General features: G+C 63.0%; 17 protein-coding genes. 10 read left to right on the forward strand and 7 right to left on the reverse strand.

What is annotated here, in order from left to right; all coding sequences use genetic code 11:
- Positions 1–26 precede the first annotated feature (26 nt).
- From KF712_12785 to KF712_12795, 3 genes are all read left to right on the forward strand, one after another.
- On the forward strand, positions 27–1,322 hold the full coding sequence (locus tag KF712_12785) for an SGNH/GDSL hydrolase family protein (GenBank protein ID MBX3741865.1): 1,296 nt from the start codon (positions 27–29) through the stop codon (positions 1,320–1,322).
- A 94-nt stretch (positions 1,323–1,416) separates the two neighbouring features.
- A complete protein-coding gene (locus KF712_12790) occupies positions 1,417–2,895 on the forward strand; it encodes a carboxypeptidase M32 (protein ID MBX3741866.1) in 1,479 nt (492 codons plus the stop codon).
- A 1-nt stretch (position 2,896) separates the two neighbouring features.
- Positions 2,897–3,490: a dTMP kinase gene (locus KF712_12795; GenBank protein ID MBX3741867.1), complete on the forward strand. Its 594-nt coding sequence runs from the start codon at positions 2,897–2,899 to the stop codon at positions 3,488–3,490.
- Between the two features lie 225 nt (positions 3,491–3,715).
- Here the strand turns inward: KF712_12795 and KF712_12800 are convergent, their stop codons facing one another.
- Positions 3,716–4,399 (reverse strand): helix-turn-helix transcriptional regulator, encoded by a 684-nt coding sequence (locus KF712_12800; protein ID MBX3741868.1) that lies wholly within the window; start codon positions 4,397–4,399, stop codon positions 3,716–3,718.
- A 127-nt stretch (positions 4,400–4,526) separates the two neighbouring features.
- Here KF712_12800 and KF712_12805 point away from each other — a divergent pair, with 127 nt between their 5' ends.
- On the forward strand, positions 4,527–4,820 hold the full coding sequence (locus KF712_12805; protein MBX3741869.1) for a hypothetical protein: 294 nt from the start codon (positions 4,527–4,529) through the stop codon (positions 4,818–4,820).
- Here KF712_12805 and KF712_12810 read toward each other — a convergent pair.
- Positions 4,805–6,343 carry a glycogen/starch synthase gene (locus KF712_12810; protein ID MBX3741870.1) on the reverse strand — a complete coding sequence of 513 codons (1,539 nt, stop codon included), beginning with the start codon at positions 6,341–6,343 and terminating at the stop codon, positions 4,805–4,807. The genes KF712_12805 and KF712_12810 overlap by 16 nt on opposite strands.
- 348 nt (positions 6,344–6,691) lie before the next feature.
- Here KF712_12810 and KF712_12815 point away from each other — a divergent pair, with 348 nt between their 5' ends.
- Positions 6,692–7,036: a hypothetical protein gene (locus KF712_12815; protein ID MBX3741871.1), complete on the forward strand. Its 345-nt coding sequence runs from the start codon at positions 6,692–6,694 to the stop codon at positions 7,034–7,036.
- Here the strand turns inward: KF712_12815 and KF712_12820 are convergent.
- Positions 7,030–8,838, reverse strand: coding sequence for an alpha amylase C-terminal domain-containing protein (locus KF712_12820; GenBank protein MBX3741872.1), 1,809 nt, complete (start codon positions 8,836–8,838; stop codon positions 7,030–7,032). The two genes, KF712_12815 and KF712_12820, sit on opposite strands and share 7 nt — an antisense overlap.
- Before the next feature lie 203 nt (positions 8,839–9,041).
- Here KF712_12820 and KF712_12825 point away from each other — a divergent pair, with 203 nt between their 5' ends.
- The 3 genes from KF712_12825 to KF712_12835 all read left to right on the forward strand — a co-directional run bounded on the left by KF712_12825 (position 9,042) and on the right by KF712_12835 (position 11,705).
- Positions 9,042–10,247: an FAD-binding oxidoreductase gene (locus KF712_12825; GenBank protein ID MBX3741873.1), complete on the forward strand. Its 1,206-nt coding sequence runs from the start codon at positions 9,042–9,044 to the stop codon at positions 10,245–10,247.
- A gap of 199 nt (positions 10,248–10,446) precedes the next feature.
- Positions 10,447–11,127, forward strand: a complete 681-nt coding sequence (locus tag KF712_12830) for a hypothetical protein (protein ID MBX3741874.1) — start codon at positions 10,447–10,449, stop codon at positions 11,125–11,127.
- Between the two features lie 140 nt (positions 11,128–11,267).
- Entirely contained in the window at positions 11,268–11,705 is a 438-nt protein-coding gene (locus tag KF712_12835) for a hypothetical protein (GenBank protein MBX3741875.1), read from the forward strand.
- On the opposite strand, the gene KF712_12840 is transcribed toward KF712_12835, so the two are convergent.
- The 4 genes from KF712_12840 to creB form a co-directional block, all read right to left on the reverse strand.
- The gene (locus KF712_12840; GenBank protein MBX3741876.1) at positions 11,706–13,493 is read right to left on the reverse strand and encodes a sulfurtransferase; all 1,788 of its coding nucleotides are present in this window, start codon (positions 13,491–13,493) and stop codon (positions 11,706–11,708) included.
- A gap of 75 nt (positions 13,494–13,568) precedes the next feature.
- The gene (mscL, locus tag KF712_12845) at positions 13,569–14,027 is read right to left on the reverse strand and encodes a large conductance mechanosensitive channel protein MscL (protein ID MBX3741877.1); all 459 of its coding nucleotides are present in this window, start codon (positions 14,025–14,027) and stop codon (positions 13,569–13,571) included.
- Positions 14,028–14,092: 65 nt separating this feature from the next.
- Positions 14,093–15,529 (reverse strand): two-component system sensor histidine kinase CreC, encoded by a 1,437-nt coding sequence (gene creC, locus KF712_12850; protein ID MBX3741878.1) that lies wholly within the window; start codon positions 15,527–15,529, stop codon positions 14,093–14,095.
- Between the two features lie 12 nt (positions 15,530–15,541).
- Positions 15,542–16,234: a two-component system response regulator CreB gene (creB, locus tag KF712_12855; GenBank protein ID MBX3741879.1), complete on the reverse strand. Its 693-nt coding sequence runs from the start codon at positions 16,232–16,234 to the stop codon at positions 15,542–15,544.
- A 137-nt stretch (positions 16,235–16,371) separates the two neighbouring features.
- Here creB and KF712_12860 point away from each other — a divergent pair, with 137 nt between their 5' ends.
- Both KF712_12860 and KF712_12865 read left to right on the forward strand, forming a co-directional pair.
- Positions 16,372–17,715 carry a gluconate:H+ symporter gene (locus tag KF712_12860; GenBank protein MBX3741880.1) on the forward strand — a complete coding sequence of 448 codons (1,344 nt, stop codon included), beginning with the start codon at positions 16,372–16,374 and terminating at the stop codon, positions 17,713–17,715.
- A 17-nt stretch (positions 17,716–17,732) separates the two neighbouring features.
- Positions 17,733–18,575, forward strand: a complete 843-nt coding sequence (locus tag KF712_12865) for a transglutaminase family protein (GenBank protein MBX3741881.1) — start codon at positions 17,733–17,735, stop codon at positions 18,573–18,575.
- Positions 18,576–18,580 lie beyond the last annotated feature (5 nt).

Raw genomic sequence — 18,580 nt, forward strand, 5'->3', positions numbered from 1 at the left:
GTGCCACACAGGATCGTCTCATGGGGATGACCCGCCTTTCCTGGATCCTGCCGATCGTTTTCGCGCTGCCACTCACCGCCCGCGAAGCCCCCACCCTGCCACCGGAACTCTCCGAATACGTGCTCGACCCGGCACCGGAGGCAAAGGAACCGCTGCTCAGGAAAGGCGACCGCCTCGCCATCATCGGTGACTCGATCACGGAGCAGAAGCGTTACTCCGTGATCATCGAAACCTACATCACCGGCTGCCTGCCGGAGCTGGAGGTCACCACCCGCCAGTACGGCTGGAGCGGGGAACGGGCCGAAGGGTTCATCAAGCGGATGGAGAATGACGTGCTGCGCTTCAAGCCGACCATCGCCACGAGCTGCTACGGGATGAATGATTTCCGCTATGTGCCGTTCGACCAGAAGATCGCGGACGAATACCGCAGGAACCAGACGACCATCGTCCAGGCGTTCAAGAAGGCCGGTTCCCGGTTTGTGGTGGGATCACCAGGCATCATCGACTCCGTCCCGCACTGGGTGAAGACCGCCAGCGGCACCAAGAAGGACCTCAACCTGAGCCTGTCGAAATTCCGCAACGTGGCCCTGGAAGTGGCCAAGGCGGAGAACGTGGGCTTCGCCGACGTCTATCAGCCGATGCTCATCGCCAACCAAGTGGCGCAGAAAAAATACGGCGGCACCTTCATGGTGGCGGGCAAGGATGGCGTCCATCCGCTGTGGGCCGGCCACACGATCATGGCCTACGCTTTCCTCAAGGGACTGGGAGTGGATGGCGATCTGGGCACCATCACCTATGACGAGGCCTCCGGCAAAGCCATCGCCGTGAACGGCCACGAGATCCTCTCCTCCGGTGAGGGCAAGGTCACCCTCCGCAGCACCAAGCTGCCATTCTCCTGCGCGCCCAAGGAACTGAACAGCGACGACTCCATCACCGCGGCGCGCGCCCTCATCCCCTTCGACGATGATTTGAACCGCCTGACCCTGAAACTGAACAAGCCGAAGGCCGCCTCCTACGATGTGACGTGGGGTGAAACCACCAAGCGCTACACCGCCGCGGAACTCACCACCGGCGTGAACCTTGCGAAAGACTTCGCCGTCCATCCGCTGTCCGCGCCGTTCCGGAAGATCTGGGAAGCGGTGACGGACAAGCAGACCTACGAAACCGAGCAGATCAAGAAGCTGGTCCACGGAGCCGAGGGCAAAGCCGACATGGAAGGCACCTTCGAAAAGACCGAAAAGGTGCGCGCGGAGAAAGTCGCCGCCATCGCCGCAGCACGGCAGCCGGTCGAGCATTCCGTCCTGATCAAGGCGGCGGAGTGAGAATATCCTGAACGGGACCGTGGCTGCGGCGTCCCGCCGCAGCCACTGTTTTTCTTTCCCGCCCATTTCCCGCTTTGCGTTCGGCCCCGGGATCATGTCCCTTTTCCGCATGTCGATCTTCGAGAAAGCGAGGGAGCACGCCGTCATCCGCTCCGCGGGGGACACGTTGGGATGGGACCAGGAAACCTACCTGCCTGCCGCAGCCGCCGGGCACCGCGCCAACCAACTGGCATGGCTGGCCTCCCGCGCCCATGAACTGGCCGTCTCCGACGAATGGAAGAAGGATCTGGAAGCCGCCGAAGAAGCAGACGCGGGCACTGACACGAAGACCACCGCCAACCTGCGGGAACTGCGCCGCCAGTTCGACCGCGCCACGAAGCTTCCCGTGGAGCTCGTCGCACGGGAGTCCGCCGCCACCTCTCTGGGCATGCACGCCTGGGCGGAAGCCAGGAAGCAATCCGACTTTTCCGCCTTCGCCCCGCATCTGGAAACGCTGCTGGGCATCGCCCGGGAAAAGGCGGACCGCTGGGGTTATGAACACGAACCATACGACGCGCTGCTGGAAGGCTACGAACGCGCGACCAGCACCGCCGCCGTGGCCGCGCTCTTCGACCGCATCGCTCCGTCGCTGAAGGAAATCGCCGCCTCCGCCGTGGAGAACTCCCGCCAGCACGCCGTCACCCTCCCCGGCGGCCCCTATCCGGTCGAGGCCCAGCAGAGGCTGAACCAGCGCATCGCGGAAGCCATCGGCTTTGATTTCACCGCAGGCCGCATCGACACCACCACGCATCCGTTCTGCACCACGCTCGGCCCGCGCGACGTCCGGCTGACGACGCGCTATGACGAAAGCGACTTCACGTCCTCCCTCTTCGGCGTGCTGCATGAAGCCGGCCACGGCCTTTATGAGCTCGGGCTGCCGGAGGACGATTTCGGCCTGCCATCCGGTTCCTCCGTATCCCTCGGCATCCATGAATCCCAGTCCCGTCTGTGGGAGAACCACGTCGGTCGCTCGGATGAATTCTGGCAGATCTGGTACCCGGAGGCCGTCGCCGCCTTCCCGCAGCTCGCCGGTTTCCCTCTGGAATCTTTCCTCCGCCACATCCGGCGCGCGGAGTTTTCCCCCATCCGGGTGGAGGCGGACGAGGCGACCTATGACATGCACATCCTCCTCCGCTTCGGTCTGGAGCGGCGGCTCGTCAGCGGATCGCTGGCGGTGAAGGACGTGCCTGAAGCGTGGAATGAGGCCTTCAAGGGCCTGTTCGGCTTCACTCCTCCGGACGACCGCCACGGTTGCCTCCAGGACATCCACTGGTCCATGGGCGGCCTCGGCTACTTCGCCACCTACTCCCTCGGGAACCTCAACTCCGCACAGTTGATGGCCGCGGCCAAGGCGGATCCCACAGTGGCCGCCGCCTTTGCGAAGGCGGACTACGCACCGCTCCTGTCCTGGCTCCGCAACGGGGTCCATTCGAAAGGCGCCACACTCGATCCCGCCGACCTCATGGAAGCCGCGACGGGAAAAGCCCCTTCACCGGAGGACTACCTGGCCCATCTCACCGCACGCTACCTCTGAGATGGCCACGGGACTTTTCATCGTCATCGAGGGCATCGACGGCACCGGCAAATCCACCCAGGCGAAGCGGCTGGCGGAGTGGTTCCGCAACCAGGGCCGGGAGGTGGTGCTCAGCCGGGAGCCTACGGATGGTCCGTGGGGGGCGAAGGTCCGCGAGTCCGCCGCGACCGGGCGGCTCGCTCCGGAGGAGGAGCTGGAGTATTTCCTCAACGACCGCCGCCAGCATGTGGAGGAACTCATCCAGCCCGCCCTCGCCGCCGGGAAAGTGGTGATCCTCGACCGGTATTATTTTTCGACCATGGCCTATCAAGGTGCCAGAGGGTTCGATCCCGCCGCCATCCGCGAAAGGAATGAGGCCTTCGCACCGCGCCCTGACCTTCTGCTCATCCTTGATCTGGATGTGGACCAGGCGCTCACCCGCATCGGCGTCCGGGGCGACACCGCGAACGAGTTCGAGAAACGCGAAAATCTCGAATACTGCCGCAACGTGTTCCTCTCCCTGGCGGATGAACCTTTCACCCGCGTGATCCCCACCAGCGGCTCGCTGGACGAGGTGACCGGCAGGATCATCGCGGAGGCCGGGAAATTCCGCTGACACCGGGAGTTCCACGATGGGCGGTCAGAGGCAGGGACCGCATTCCATGCGGTCAGGCAGGGGACGGCGGCTGATGCCTTGCGATAACCGAATCCGGCAAACTTTCCCCGTTGCAGGATTGGGGAACGATGCCCAAAAACGAGAATCTTGGGATGATGGAGATCGCCCCGGCCGGACCGCATGGAATGCGGCCCCTGCCATCCGATCCGGCTGCCACGACCGCTGTCAGTCGTTCCGGCGCTCCATGGCCCTGCGGCGGGCGCTGTAGCGGTTGCGGTAGGTGCGCGGGCTCATGCCCATGGCCGAGAAGAAATTCCGGTTGAACTGGGACAATGACTGGCCGCCGAGCTGGTCGGAGATTTCGGAAATACGCAGGTTCGTCGTGAGGAGCTGGTGGGCGGCAACGGCCACCCGCTCATCCCTCAGAAGGGAACGGAAGGTACTGCCCAGGATCTTCTCCAGCCGCTCACCGAGATACCCCGGAGAAAGTTTCAGCACACCCGCTACCTCCCCCAGACTCATCGACTGGCAGGGGTGCTGGGTGATCAGGGTCCAGGCGGACTTCACGGCATCCGGCCATTTCTGGATAGGAGCCCTGCCGCAGAGATTGTCATGCATGGCCTCCAGCATGCGGAACACCACCGGCTTCCTCCAGAACGCGGGCGGCAGGCCGGACTCCATGGCCAGCGCCTCATCCACGCGGACAAGGATGCAGACGCGCTCCCTGCGCACCGGCACCAACACGCTCGTGCGGTCCAGCGTCGAGCGGACCGCATCCAGGCTGAACTCCTTCTTGGAACAAATGATCGCCCCGGGTGCGAGGTACTCCAATGCGGCGATGTAGGAGTTGAGCGCCGAAAGAGAAGTGGGTTCTTCCAGGGAGGTGATCTTTTGCTGTTCGGAGTTCATAAACCTGTGTTTCGGGGAGAACGCGATGCGTTTATAGAGAGTGTTTTTTCATTTGTGAGGCGGAGAAATGCAAAAAAAATCCCGATTTTTACTTCCCTTGATTCTAATGTATATACATCATCCGCACATGCCATCCACGAAAAAACCTTGGTCTTTGCTCAGCCGTCATGGTCAGGTGCTGATTTTGCTGGCAGGTAACCCCTGCCTTAGAATGATTGACCTCGCACGCACGCTGGGTATCAGCGAACGGTCCGCCAGGTTGCTGGTGGGATCTCTTCATCGCAGCAATTTGCTCAACATACATAAAACCGGCCGGAATAACACTTATCAAGTGAATTCCTCGGTCCCGCTTCCCAACAGCCTCGAACGGGAGATCCCCCTCGAGTCGATCCTGAAGCTGAGTTCTCATTTCCCTGCATAGCGGAAGGTGGAGTCTCCTTGCAGGGGGCGTCCCAGCAACTTTTCGAACAATCCGACGTAGGAATCCACAGCGGAAGCAGGAGCGAAGCGCTTCAGGCTCTCCTTCATGATCCGTTCGACGGCCACGTGGCGTTGTCCGTGCGGTTGATGGAAAAACCGCATCGCCTCATCGATGGCCCACTTGAGTCCTCCGGCGTCGTGGTATTCGAAAGCGAAGCCATTTCCGGAAGCGGAGTCCGGGGATACATGCTCCACGGTATCCCGCAGGCCTCCCGTCCGGTGGACGATGGGCAGGCTTCCATATTTCAGCCCCACCATCTGCGCCAGACCGCAGGGTTCGTAGGAGGAAGGCATCATCACGAAGTCCGACGCCCCGAATGCCAGGCGGGAGAGCGACTCGTCAAACTGGCAGACGGCGATCCGGTGGCGGAGGCCGTGGAAATCCGCGATGTTCTCAAAGTGCCGTTTGTAAGGCCCATCCGCCACGAAGACCATCTGGAGGCCGCTCGCCGCATGGTCGCTCGTCACCTGATAGAGGATCTCCGCCAGCAACTGGCAGCCCTTTTGCACCGGGTCCAGACGGGACGGCCAGAAAAGCAAAGGGACGGAAGGGTTCACCTCCAGCCCGCAGGCCTGCTGGAGCGCGGCCTTGTTCGCCGCCTTTGCCCCCACATGGGTGGATGCACCATACCGCTCCACCAAGGCGGGATCCGTTTCCGGATTCCAGGTGGCATCCGGGGCGTTGATGATGCCGGAGGCAGAGCCGACGGCGTGCTTCGCCCGCAGAACATCATCGAGGCTTCCGGTACCGGCATGCCTGCTCTCCATGAGTTCGTGGAGGAATGACCGGCTGACCGTGTTCACATGATCCGCGGCATGGACGGCGGAGGGCAGGAAGGAGACCTGGTTCCACGAGCGGCTCTGGACGTAGGACTCCGGATACTGCTGGTAGTGGAGGCCATCCCAGAAACGGGCCGCGTCAATGCCACGGTCCTCGATCTCGGCGAGCGTGGCCTTTTCGTCATGGAGGTTGTGGATGGTGAAGATGCTTTTCATCCCCATCTTCCGGGCGGCCGCCGGGACCAATCCGGTCATCCAGTCATGGCAGTGGACGATGTCCGGCCTGACCTGCGGCAGGACATGGTGGATGACATCCCGCTGGAAGACGAGGGCGGCCCTGCGGTTGTCGCTGGCCCCGCCTTCATACACGGAACGGCGGTAGTAGAACTCCCGGTCCTGGCAGAGGTGCAGCCGCCGGGAAAGCATGGGTTCCTCACGGAACAGGCTGCGGAAATGGGGCATCGCCACATGGACGTCCGCTCCGCGCTCCGCCAGGGAATCCACCAGCAGGGTGCACATGTCGGCCAGTCCGCCGGCCTTCGCCCTGGGAGCTTTCCCCCCGCGCAGCCAGAGCGAGCTGCTGCTGTTCAGTTCCGGGGTGACGATAAGGATCCGCGGCCGTCTGCGTCCCTGCCTCGGTGACAAAAGGCGGCCGGCGTTTTTCGATTTCGTCGATTCTGCCATGGATTGTAAGCGCAGCTCCAAGGTGGACATGGGAAACGGTGTATTGGGACGGCATGCAGTGGGTACGGATGGCCTGACCGCTCCCGGCGTACAGTGTGAACCCCCGTTCCCTCGATAACGCGCTGGGGTTGAGCGGAAATTGTGCCATTCCACCACCTCAAAACAAACCATGCGGAAATCTCTGTAAAATCGGGTGGTTGGCCATCCCGCCACACCCCTGCCGGAGCACGGAGGAATTGCAGAAGGCGATCCATCAAATTGCACAAGGCAATGCCCCGCACGTTTTCAGGAAGTCCCTTGATGTTTCATTTTCCGGGGCGTTACTTGGCTGGATCATCCAAAACCATCATGTCCCAATCCCCATTCAACGACCGCCGTGCCCTGAACCTCCTCTCCCGCGTGGGTGACGATCTTTCGCAACTGCGCCAGGATGTGGCGTCCCTCATCTCCCACACCGCCCACCGCACCGTTCCGGACGGCGCACGGCAACTGGCGGACACCGCGCGGCACCAACTGGAAAACGGCGGCGCCTATGCCGCCGCCCGCCTGAGGGCTCTCCGTTCCTCGCCACCAAGGGAAGCCGCCGGCATCGCCGGAGGACTCCTGCTCGCGGGGCTGATCGCATTCGGCGTGTATGCCATCTGCAAAAGCCGCTGTGAACGGGAGTATCCGGAGGACGAAGGCGGCTACTGATCCTGGCTGAGGATCAGCAGGGCATAGGGCGGAAGGGTGAGCGCGCCGAGAGGATGTGGATGTCCTTCCGCACCCTCCCGTCCCTCGACCCACTCCAGCAGGGTGTTGTCAAAGTCCCCGCTGTAACCTTCCCAGTCCGCATTGAACCGGACCTTCCACCCACCTCCAGCGGGCAGGGACAGCTCATACCCCTCGTGGGTTCCCCCCGTCAGGTTCATGATGACCACGGTGCTGTCCCCCGGACCGCCGTCATACCAGCGGTGCCAGGCGATGACCTTCGCCTCCTGATTCCTGTGGAAAACGTCCACGTTCTGGCCGGTCAGCCCGCGGCAGAAACCATCAAGGTTCCTCCTGAGGCGGATCAGGTCCCTGAAGGCGCGGTGGATCCCCTCGAACGCGCGCAGCTTTTCCCAGTCCATCATCGACCGGTCATCGAACCAGCCATCCTCGAGAATTTCCTGTCCTTGGAAAATCATCGGCACGCCGGGTGAGGTGAGAATCACACCCGCCGCCTGCAAGGCCCTGCGCCTCGCCCAGATGCTCGCCGGGTTCTCCCCGTCGATTTCCGACACCAGCCGCTGGCGGCCGTTGGCCACTTCATCATGGGATTCCGTATAGATCACCCGGCGGAACGCATCCCCTTCCAACAGCGGAGTCACTGCGGCAGCGATGGCGCCGACGTCCCGGAAATCATCCTCCGGGTTCTCCAGCACCGCACGCAGCGGATGGACGAAAGCGGCGTCCCACTGGGTGTCGAAGCCCGCGCCACCTTCCTCCACCCAGGTGGTCAACGCGGCGTTGCATCCGAGATCCTCCGCGATGGAATAGACACGCGGCGACACCTGTTTCAGATCCTTGTTGATCCATTGCAGCAACTGCCAGCCTTCCGGAAGATCCACGGATTCGTGGTTCTCGATTCCTTTCGTCCGGCGGATGTAGCTGACGGCATCCAGCCGCAGGCCGTCCGCCCGGAACTCCTGCGCCCACATCACCGCATTGTCCCGCAGATACTGCCGCACCTCATGGCGGCCGTAGTCGGGCCGCGTCTCCCCCCACGGGGTCTCCGCCCGCCAGTCATTGTAGAAATAGATGCCCCCCATGCCGTCCTGGGACCAACCGTCGAACTGCCACAGGTCGAGCTGGTCCGGACCGAAGTGGTTATAGACGATGTCGAGGATCACCGCGATGCCGTGGGCATGTGCCTCCCGGATGAGTTCCTTCAGCTTGTCCGGTCCGCCGTAGTCCATCTCCACGGCGAAGGGGTGGCTCGGGTTGTACCCCCATGAAGTCTCACCGGGAAACTCCGTGGGGGGCAGCAGCTCGATCGCGTTGACCCCCAGATCCCGGAGATACGGCAGGCGGCGGATCACATCCGCAAAGGTGCCGGGCCGCCCGGTTTTTCCGGAGCCGCCGAAAGTCCCCACATGGAGTTCATACAGGACGACCTCGTTGAGCGGCGGAGCTTCAAAGGCGATATCCCCCCAGTCGAAGGCGTCTTCATAGATCACCCCGTCCCCGGTGGTGGGATCGATCATCCTCGCACGGGGATCGACGCGGAGGGCATCCCCGCCATCCCAGGAAAGGCGGAAGCGGTATTTGTCCCCCGCCTTGGCATCCGCACAGTGCCCGCTCCAGTTTCCGTTGTCTTCCTTGGCCAGCGGCACCCCTGGATCCGCCCAGCCGTTGAAATCACCGGTGACATGGACCTGTGCCGCATTCGGCGCCCACACCCTGAAATCGACCCCCTGCCCGAGAACCACTGCCCCCATCCCCGGCTGGCCGGCTGGCCGGGCTTCGTTCACGGAATTTTCCTCCATCGTCGCTGCTTGCATAGACCGCCCGGTCCAGCGCGTTCCATACCCACCCGGGCATCCCATGATTTCCAAGGATCTCCGGAAAATGACCGCGCGAATCCTCCGTGCATTCCGAATGAAAGCGGAGCGATCTGCAATGAACCATCTATCAGTTGAAACCCCTAACAACGGGATGATGGTGGATCCACTGCATGAATCTGACATCGGAACACCCCTTCTGGGCGGTCAGGAACGGAATACTATCCACCTATCCGCCACTGTTGGAGGATGAGGCCTGCGGGATTCTCGTGCTGGGAGCAGGGATCACCGGTGCGCTGGTGACGGAAGCTCTCGCCAGTGACGGCCACGATGTCATCACGCTGGACGCGCGTGATGTCGGCCGCGGCAGCACCAGCGCCAGCACCGCCCTCCTCCAGTATGAAGTCGATACGCATCTGGTGGATCTCATCAAGCGCCATGGCCGCCTGATGGGGGAACTGGCCTACACGGCCTGCCACGAAAGCATCGACATCCTGGAGCGCCGCATCCAGACGTTGTCCATCGACTGCGATTTTCTCCGGAAAGACAGCGTCTATCTCGCGTCCCGGGAGAAGGACTGGCCCGTCCTGCGCGAGGAAGCCGGTGCGCGGAGAAAAATCGGCATCCAGGTGGAGGAGTGGGATGCGACCGATGTCGCGGAAAAGTTCGGCTTCTACCGGCCGGGGGCACTGCACTCCATCCAAGGTGCGGAGGTGGATGCCTACAAGCTGACCCACGGGCTGCTGCGGGCCGCAGCCGCGAAAGGCGCACGCATTTTCGACCGCACCACCGCTACGGAAGTCGAACACCATGCCGGTGGAATCACCGTCACCACCTGCCGCGGAACCACCGTCCGCGCGAGGAAGGTCATCGTGGCCACCGGCTACGAGGCGGCTGAGCTTTTCGACACCGGACGTTTCGTGAACCTGAACAGCTCCTTCGCCATCGCCTCCGAGCCGATCCCGGACGAGGACGCGTGGTGGAGGCGCTGCCTGCTGTGGGAAAGCGCCCGCCCGTATTTCTATCTGCGCGGCGGGGCGGGCGGGCGCGCGATCTTCGGCGGTGAGGACGTCCCCTTCCGCAACGCGAAGGCCCGTGACCGCGTGCTCCCCGCAAAGGCCGACAAGCTGACCGCGCGCTTCCGCGAAATGTTCCCCGCCATCCGGCTGGAACCTGCCTTCGAATGGGCGGGCACGTTCGGAGAAACGGAGGACGGCCTCGCCTACATCGGCCCTTACGAAAAACATCCGGACTGCCTGTTCGCCCTCGGCTTCGGCGGCAACGGCATTACCTACAGCGTGATTGCGGCAGAGATCATCCGCAGCCACCTGAGGGGGAAAGAGCACCGCTACGCGGAGGTTTTCCGGTTTGATCGGTAGTCCGGTGCGTGTGAGGGGATAACGTCAAGCGGCGGGGATGCTTGCGGTTTCCCGGACAAGCGGGTAGGGTATCCATCGTGGACGATATGATTGCAGCCCAAGCGCGGATTTCGGATCTGTCGAAGGTCCGGCGGGCGCGTGCGATGGCACCAGCCGAGAAGTTCCTGGCCGGCGCGGACCTTTTTGAAGAGGCAAGCGAATGGTCGCTGGCTGGCATAGCCTCACGGCATCCCGAGATGACAAGGGAAGAAAGAGTGACCGAGTTGAGAAGGTTGCTGCGTCTTTCGGAACGGAGAGCCGGATGAAAGGGAACGATGCTCTGCTGGCTCTGGTGAGGGCGTTCACCGCGGCCGATTTCCCCTACATGGTGGTAGGTTCGTATTCGTCGAATTTTTTCGGAATCCCGAGATCAACAAAGGATGCGGATGTGGTTGTCCATCTGCCGCCTGAAAGATGGGTGGAACTACCGGGAATCCTGCCAGACGGAATCGACCTGGATGATCAGATGAGCTTTGAAATGGTGACCTCCACCCGGCGGGAGATCCTCAGGGTGGCCGGCAGCATTTTCGAGATCGAACTGTTCCGGTTGAGCGATGATCCACACGATCGCTCGAGGTTCTCACGGCGCAGGAAAGAGGAAATTTTTCCTGGGGAGTGTGTCTATCTGCCGACGCCGGAGGATGTGATCGTGCAAAAACTGCGCTGGGCAGCCTCGGCGAAGCGTCCGAAAGATTTCTCAGACACCGTCGCGGTGATGCAGGTCCAAGGGACGGGACTGGACTGGAATTATATTGAGGAGTGGTGCGGGAAGCATGGGACCTTGAACCTCATGCAGGAGGCGATGAGCGAGGCAAGGTCCACATGGCGCGCGCTGGACTGATACACGGCCGAACTCCATTACCCGCGGACAAGCGTCACGCAAATAGCACGATCCAATCGCAAAACGCAGATGAGCATCTGCGGGGAAACCGTGCAAAGCCCCGAAACTGCGTGAGGCACGCGGAATGCGAGACTCCTGGCATGAAGTACCTCCTGCTTTCCCTGCCCTTCGTCGCGGCTCTCTCTGTCTCCAGTTGCGACAAAACGAAAACCGCCGCCGCCGGCGATGTTTCTTTCGCCCGCTCCGCCTTCGTGGCACTCGCGAAGGGTGACACGGCCGCCCAGAACATGATCGACTGGCCGACTTTCACCGCCCCGGGCGAGAATGTGGCGGCCAAATACAACGCGATCCCCACCGAAGCGGAGAAAGCGCAGTTCCGCAGCGAATATGTGACCGGCTTCGCCACCTCATTCCGCCAGACGGGAGGAAGTGTGGACAACTTCACCAACTGGACCGTCAGCTTCCATGACAGCACCCGCACGGAGGTCACCGCCCAGTCGCCCAACGGTCTCCTCAAGCTGACCGTCAGCGAGCGGAACTCCGCCGAAAAACTGTCGGCGATCGACGTCGTGAAATGATCAGACCACCCAGGATGGCGGAGCGGTTTCAAAGGCCATCCGCTCCCCGGTGATGGGATGATCGAACGCGAGCTTCCATGCGTGGAGGCAAAGCGGCTCGATCTCCGGATCCAAGGTCTGGACCGTGCCGATGCGGCCACCCTTGAGGTAGGCCTGATCCCCCGTCACCGGGTGGCCCATTTCCCATAGATGGATGCGGATCTGGTTCGTCCGGCCGGTGCCGAGCTTCGCTTCGAGCAGGGTGGTACCATCCGCGGAACGGTCGAGCACCGTGAAGTCCGTGCGGGCGTGCAGGCCGTCCTCCTGATCGACCCCGCGCGTTCCCATCGCGCCGGACTCCTGGGAGATGGGGGCTTCGGAGAAGAAGGCATCCTCCGCCGGTGATCCATCGACCCGGACGAGGTAACGCTTGTCCACCGTCCCGTCGATGAACTGACGCTGGAGCAACCTACAGAAATGCCGGGTGCGGGCGAAGACCACCAAGCCGCTGGTGTTCGCGTCCAGACGGTGGACCGGACGGGGATACTTCGGTCCGTATACCTGATTGAGGAGATACTGCAGCGTGTTGCGGTGGAAGCGCCCGCTGGCGTGCATCGGCAGCGGGGCGGGTTTGTGGATGACGATGATGGCTTCATCCTCATGCACGATGCGGATGTCCGTCGAAACATCCGGCTCCACCTCCCCGGGGAAGATCTGGAGGATGCGCTCTCCCGCCCGGACGATGTGGTTGCGGCCGCGCACGGCACCGCCGTAGCTCACGAACCGGCCTTCATCGCATCTCCGTTCCCATTCCCCGCGGTCGATCTGTGGGAAGAGATCCACCAGAACATCGATCAGTTCACGGCGGTCATGGGCGGCCGGCACATTCACCGGGCGGCGGTTTTCCATGGCGATGGAGCCGGGCAGCGGTGATGAGAATTTTTTCAGCTCCGCCTCTTTCTCCCCGATGCGGCGGGCCATTTTTTCCGGCTCGCTGGTGAAGCAATGCGGGCAGCTCACGCCCGGCACATGGCGGGGATCCTCCTGCTCCGCGGCATCCAGCGGGGCCTGGCAGGCGTAGCACACGGCGGTGTCCGTTTCCTTCAGGGCAGGGTCCACCCCCACACGCTGGTCGAAGACGAAGCACTCTCCGTCGTAGTGGTCTCCTCCGACTTCCTCAAAATACTTCAGGATGCCACCGTCGAGCTGGTAGATGTCATTGTAACCCTCCATCTCCATGAAAGGGCCGGCCTTTTCACAGCGGATGCCGCCAGTGCAGAACATGACGACCGGCTGGCCCTTCAGCTCCTCCGGCAGTTTCCTCACCGCATCCGGGAATTGGCGGAACGTGTCGATGTGGGGGATGATGGCGTTGCGGAACGTCCCCAGCTTCACCTCATAGTCGTTCCGGGTGTCCAGCAGGGTCACCGGCTTTCCTTCGTCCAGCCACTGCTTCAACTCCTTCGCGGCGATCTTGCGCGAGGTGTATTCCGCAGGGCGGATGCTCTCGAAACCGAAGGAAATGATCTCCTTCTTGATGCGGACCAGCATCCGGTTGAACGGCTGCGTGTCGCTTTCGCTGACCTTCGGCTCCAGGGTCTCCAGGCCGGGTACGGTCCGCAGCAATCCCATCAGGCGCTCGATGGAATCGCCCGCCCCGGCGACGAAAAGGTTGATCCCCTCCGTGCTGAGCAGGATGGTCCCCTTCAGCCCCCACGCCTTGCAATCGGCGATGAGCCGTTCCCTCAACTCCTTGAGGCCGGACAGGGGGGCGAAGCGGTAGGCGGCGATGTTCGTGACGGCGGACACGCGGGAAAAACAGCACGAAGCGCGGGGATGCGCCAGTGCGGAGTCTGCCAAAATGGGCCGCCGTCCACCGGGGGATCAGACCTTCGCCTTCAGCAGGTCGCGGATCTCGGTGAGGAGCTTTTCCTCTTTCGAAGGCTCGGGAGGAGCCTCATCCGGCTTCGGTTTCTCGGCGAAGGATTTCGCTTTGTTGATGCCTTTCACCACCAGGAACATCGCGAATGCCACGATCAGGAAGTTCAGGCCGACGGTCAGGAAGTTGCCGTAGGCGAAGACCGCGCCCTGCTTTTTGGCCTCAACGAGGGAGGTAGCCGTCACCTTGTCGGAGAGGGCGATGAACATGTTCGAAAAATCCATGCCACCTGGCGTGACCGCCCCCAGAAGAGGCATGAACAGGTCTTCAATGAATGCGGTCGAGAACTTGGTGAACGCGGCACCCATCACGAAAGCAACCGCCATATCGACCAAGTTTCCTTTCAGAGCAAATTCCCGGAATTCCTTTAACATAATATTTAATGAGATGTCCGAGTGTTTCACCCCGCCCGTCCCAAGCCAAGCCAGAACTTGGATAAATGCGCGGTTTGGAATACCCTTCCGACACCTCAGATGGAAGCGAGCGTGAGGATCGCCAATGTGCCCCCGTCCTCAGGCGCTTCCAGCCGGATGGTCCCGCCGTGGAGTTCCGCCGCCTCCTTCACCAAGGTGAGTCCCAGCCCCGTCCCCTTCCTGCCGACGGTGTGGTGCCGGAGCGAATAAAATCGGTCGAAGATCCTCTCCCGCGCGTAGTCCGGGATGCCCGGACCGTGGTCCCGGATGGAAAGGGTGACCAATCCCTCCGCCGCCTGCAGGTCGATGCGGATCGACCCACCCTTCGGTGAGAAGTCGATGGCGTTCTCCAGCAGGTTCAGGATCGCCGCACGGAGGATGAACGCATCCCCGCGGATTCTCACCGGCTGGTCCGGCACGGTGGTTTCGAGGGAGACGCGGGCGATCTCCGCATGAGCCCTCGCCTGGTCGATGGCTGCGTGGAGGATGGTGGCGAAGTCCAGATCCTCCGGCTTTTCGAGACTGGTCCGGCTTTCGATGGCGGACAGCTCGAGCAGGCGGTTGATCAGGCGCTCGCTGCGTGCGGTTTCCTCGATGATGTTGTTGAGGAAGCGCTTCCGGGTTTCCAGCGGCATCTCCTCATCCAGCAGTTCCGCCGCACCGCGGATGGCGGCGAGGGGGCTTTTCATCTCATGGGTAAGCGTCTGGATGTAGCGCTCCGCGTATTGCCTGCCTTCCAGCGCGTCGCGCATGGAATCAAGCGCCCTGGCCAGCGTGTTGACCTCCCGGCCGATGCCGATCTTCGGCTTCATCGGCCGTTCGCCCCGTTCGACCGCTTTCGCATAGTCGGTGATTTTCCCGATGGGATGGAACAGCCAGAGGAAAACCGCACCGATGAGGAAAAGGACGCCACCTCCGATGAGTCCGCAGGCGGTGTAGATGATGCGCCGCCGCTCCTTGACGAGAGGAAGGACATCCGCCTGGGGCTTGAACACGGTGAGCACACCGTAGGGGGTTTCCGGATCCCCCACCGGTGCCGCCACGTAGAGGATGGAGGAGGTGGAGTCCCCATCCTCATCCCGGCTGCTGCGCGCGCCATAGCCGCCCGCCATGGTCAGCGCGACGTCACGCTTCCAGGAAAAGTCCTGCCCCTCGCGCTTTCCGCCATCCGAATCGAAAATGACGATGCCCTCCCGGTCCGTGAGATAAACGTTGATGCCGATGCGCGACTTCACGTGCTCGAAGATCTCCGCCCTGAACCTCCGCTTGTGGGCTTCCGAAAAGGTCTCCCGCAAGTCATCCGCCCGCAGCTCGCCGCGGGCCACATCCTTCTCCACGGATTCCGCCAGCAGGTGGGCGATGTCCACCAGGACCTCCTCCGTGGCCTGGAAAGTCTGCGGCTCCACATCCGCGAGGAAATGCCGCGTAAGCTGGTAGAACCCCAGCGTGATGATGAAGGCGATGAAAAAGAGGGTGACGCGGGTGAAACGCACGGTAGGGCGGGATCAGTCGAGGGACAGCAGATAGCCCAGCCCGCGGCGGGTCTGGATGTAGTCCTCCGCCCCCTCGCGCACGGAGCGCAGCTTGGAGCGGATGGATTTCACGTGGGCGTCGATGGTGCGGTCCGTGACGGCCCCGGGGTCCGACCATGCCTTGTCCAGCAACTGGTCCCGCGTATAGACGCGGCCGGGACGTTCCAGCAGCACGAGCATGAGCTTGTATTCATGGGCTGTCAGATCCAGCGGCTGGCCATGGCAGCGGATGCGCATGGCGTGGTGGTCATGATGGAGGGTGGCGGATTGCTCCGGGACGGCGGCGGTCTCCGCCACCGGCTGCGGCCGGGAACGCCGGAGGATGGCCCGCACCCGCGCCACGATCTCCCTCGGGGAGAACGGCTTGGTCACGTAGTCGTCCCCGCCCAGTTCCAGGCCCATCACACGATCCACTTCCGAACTGCGGGCGGTGAGGAACAGCACCGGAACCTGGCTGCCCGCGCGCAGATGCCCGCAGACATCCAGCCCGCTCATGTCCGGCAGGCCGATGTCGAGGATGGCCAGATCGAACGGCTTCTCCGCAAAGGCAGCCAGCGCATCCCCACCCGTGAGCACGTGCCTCACTTCGAAGCACTCGGTTTCCAGGGCATAGATGAGCGTGTCCGCAATCGCGGGTTCGTCCTCCACAAGCAGAATTCGAAGCATGGGGGCATTCCAGAGGATCTCCGTGAAAATCCAATGAAGATCGGATGAATTTCACCCGGACCCCGAAATGAGGTGTCTCCTGCCGGACCGATTCCGGGAGGTTGACCGGTCCGGGGGTTTCTGTTCGTTTAGCCGGAGTGACTCCCGAATCGATCAAACTCCTCTACCTCACCGCGGGTGCGGTGGTCTCCCTCATCGTCCTGGTGGCATGGCTGCGCATCCATGCCTTCCTTGCGCTCCTGTTCGCGGCCCTGGTCGTGGGTCTCGGCGCGGGGATGATCGGCGTGGACATCCAGCCCGCCGGGGTGGCGAAGGCGTTCCAGGACGGCATGGGCAAAAACCTGGGCGGCATCGCCGCGGTGCTGGGCCTGGGAACGATGCTGGGCGGATTGCTCGCGGCATCCGGCGGAGCGGAAGTGCTGGCCCAACGGCTGACGAATTTCTTCGGTGCGAAGCGCGTGAACTGGGTGCTGATGATCGTGGCGCTGGCGGTGGGCTTCACCACTTGGTTCGCGGTCGGCCTCATCATGCTGCTGCCCATCCTGCTGACGCTGACGAAGGAAACGAAGCAGCCTTTCCTGAAGCTGGCCCTGCCGATGCTGGCGGTCCTCTCCATCATGCACGGGGTCATGCCCCCGCACCCGGGCCCTTTGGTCGCCTTGGCGGAACTCGGCGCGAACCTCGGCAAGGTCATCCTCTGGGGCCTGCTCGCCGCGGTGCCCATCGCGGCGGTGTCCGGTCCCATCTTCGCCCGCTGGGCGGTGAAGCATGTCTCCGTCGTCGCACCGGAACCGCCCGCGCCGGATCCCTCCGCCCTGGTGCGTGAAAGGCCCAGTCTGGGCCGCACCATCGCGGCGCTGGCCCTGCCGGTGATCCTGATCCTCACGCACACCATCTCCGAGCTGGCCTTCCAGAAAACCGACGACATCTACAAGTTCACCGAGATCATCGGCAACCCGACGCTCGCCCTCGCCATCGCGGTGCTGTTCGCCGCGTGGGCGTTCAAGTTCACCCGGGCGGAAGCCCTGAAGATCGTGGAGAAATCCCTCGGCCCGGTGGGCATGACCCTGCTGCTGGTCGGCGGCGGCGGCGGCTTCAACAACGTGCTGCAGGCCAGCGGCGCGGCGGCGGCGATCGGCCAGATGGCCTCCACACTGCATCTCCCGACCATGCTTTTCGGCTGGGTCTGCGCGGCCCTCATCCGGATCGCCACCGGTTCCGCGACGGTGGCCATCATCGCCGCGGTGGGTCTGGTGAAGCCGCTGATGGTCCCCGGCTCCACCACGAACCCGGAACTGCTGGTCGTCGCGATCGGCTGCGGCTCGATGATCCTTTCGCACGTGAATGACGCCGGATTCTGGATCGTGAAGGAATCCCTCGGCCTGACCGTTTCACAGACGCTGCGCACCTGGACGGTGACGGAGACGCTGATCGGCATCACCGGTCTGGGCGTCGCATGGGGGCTGGATTTGTTCTTCTGATGCGTTATCCTCCGGGCATGCGAGCCGCTCCTCCCGCGGTGGATGAGCTGGATGCACTCATCCGCCTCCTCGATGATGACACTCCGGAAGTCCGGAGCCAGGTCTCGCAACGTCTGGGCGAAAGCAACGGCGACCTGAGCGAGTGGCTGGCCGCCCGCCCGCAGGAACTTTCCCGCGGCGAAAGGACATTGCTGGAGCAGATGCTCAGCCCGGGCAGGAGGAAATCCCTCACCCGGGACTGGATCGTGCCGAGCGGCGGGGCGGCGGCGCTGCGCGAGGACTGGGATTCCTTCGAGGCGCTGCTGCGCACGCTTTCCGACTTCCTCCACGACGGCATCACCCTGCGGCAGCCGCTTTCCGACGCGCTGGACCTGCTGGCGGAGGAAGCCGACGAAGCCGGGACCCTCTCCGAAAACGACCTGCGGGCATTCCTTTTCGAAAGCGGACGGCTCCAGGGCAACCGCTCTGATTACTATGATCCCCGTAACTCGGACCTGGCATGGGCCATTTCCGAAGGCCGGTCGAACCCGCTGGGCCTGTGCCTCATCTTCATGCTGGTGGCGCGGCGGCTGGACCTGGAGGTGGAGGGCGTGAATTTCCCCGGCCATTTCCTTTCCCGCATCTTCGAGGACGGCTTTCCGCTGATCATCGACTGCTTCGACCACGGCCGCGTGCATGCGCAGGCCGCGTTGATCGAAAGCGCCGCGGAACTCACCCGCCAGCAGCGTGCCAGCCTGCGGGAAGCCACGGACCCGGGCACCATCCTGATCCGCCTGCTGAACAACCTGAGCGCGGCGCTGGAGAACACCGGCCGCCGGGAGGACGCGGACCTGGTCGCCTCCTTGCTGAAAACCCTCTGACGGGA

This window comes from Akkermansiaceae bacterium (genome assembly GCA_019634595.1).
In the GTDB taxonomy this organism is placed as follows: domain Bacteria; phylum Verrucomicrobiota; class Verrucomicrobiia; order Verrucomicrobiales; family Akkermansiaceae; genus Luteolibacter.

Coding starts and splice junctions, on each gene's coding strand:
- KF712_12835 (MBX3741875.1), top strand. CDS start 11,268: ATGAAGTACCTCCTGCTTTCCCTGCCCTTCGTCGCGGCTCTCTCTGTC.
- KF712_12825 (MBX3741873.1), top strand. CDS start 9,042: ATGAATCTGACATCGGAACACCCCTTCTGGGCGGTCAGGAACGGAATA.
- KF712_12815 (MBX3741871.1), top strand. CDS start 6,692: ATGTCCCAATCCCCATTCAACGACCGCCGTGCCCTGAACCTCCTCTCC.
- KF712_12795 (MBX3741867.1), top strand. CDS start 2,897: ATGGCCACGGGACTTTTCATCGTCATCGAGGGCATCGACGGCACCGGC.
- creB (MBX3741879.1), bottom strand. CDS start 16,234: ATGCTTCGAATTCTGCTTGTGGAGGACGAACCCGCGATTGCGGACACG.
- KF712_12785 (MBX3741865.1), top strand. CDS start 27: ATGACCCGCCTTTCCTGGATCCTGCCGATCGTTTTCGCGCTGCCACTC.
- KF712_12805 (MBX3741869.1), top strand. CDS start 4,527: ATGCCATCCACGAAAAAACCTTGGTCTTTGCTCAGCCGTCATGGTCAG.
- KF712_12865 (MBX3741881.1), top strand. CDS start 17,733: ATGCGAGCCGCTCCTCCCGCGGTGGATGAGCTGGATGCACTCATCCGC.
- KF712_12790 (MBX3741866.1), top strand. CDS start 1,417: ATGTCCCTTTTCCGCATGTCGATCTTCGAGAAAGCGAGGGAGCACGCC.
- KF712_12800 (MBX3741868.1), bottom strand. CDS start 4,399: ATGAACTCCGAACAGCAAAAGATCACCTCCCTGGAAGAACCCACTTCT.
- KF712_12830 (MBX3741874.1), top strand. CDS start 10,447: ATGGTCGCTGGCTGGCATAGCCTCACGGCATCCCGAGATGACAAGGGA.
- KF712_12810 (MBX3741870.1), bottom strand. CDS start 6,343: ATGGCAGAATCGACGAAATCGAAAAACGCCGGCCGCCTTTTGTCACCG.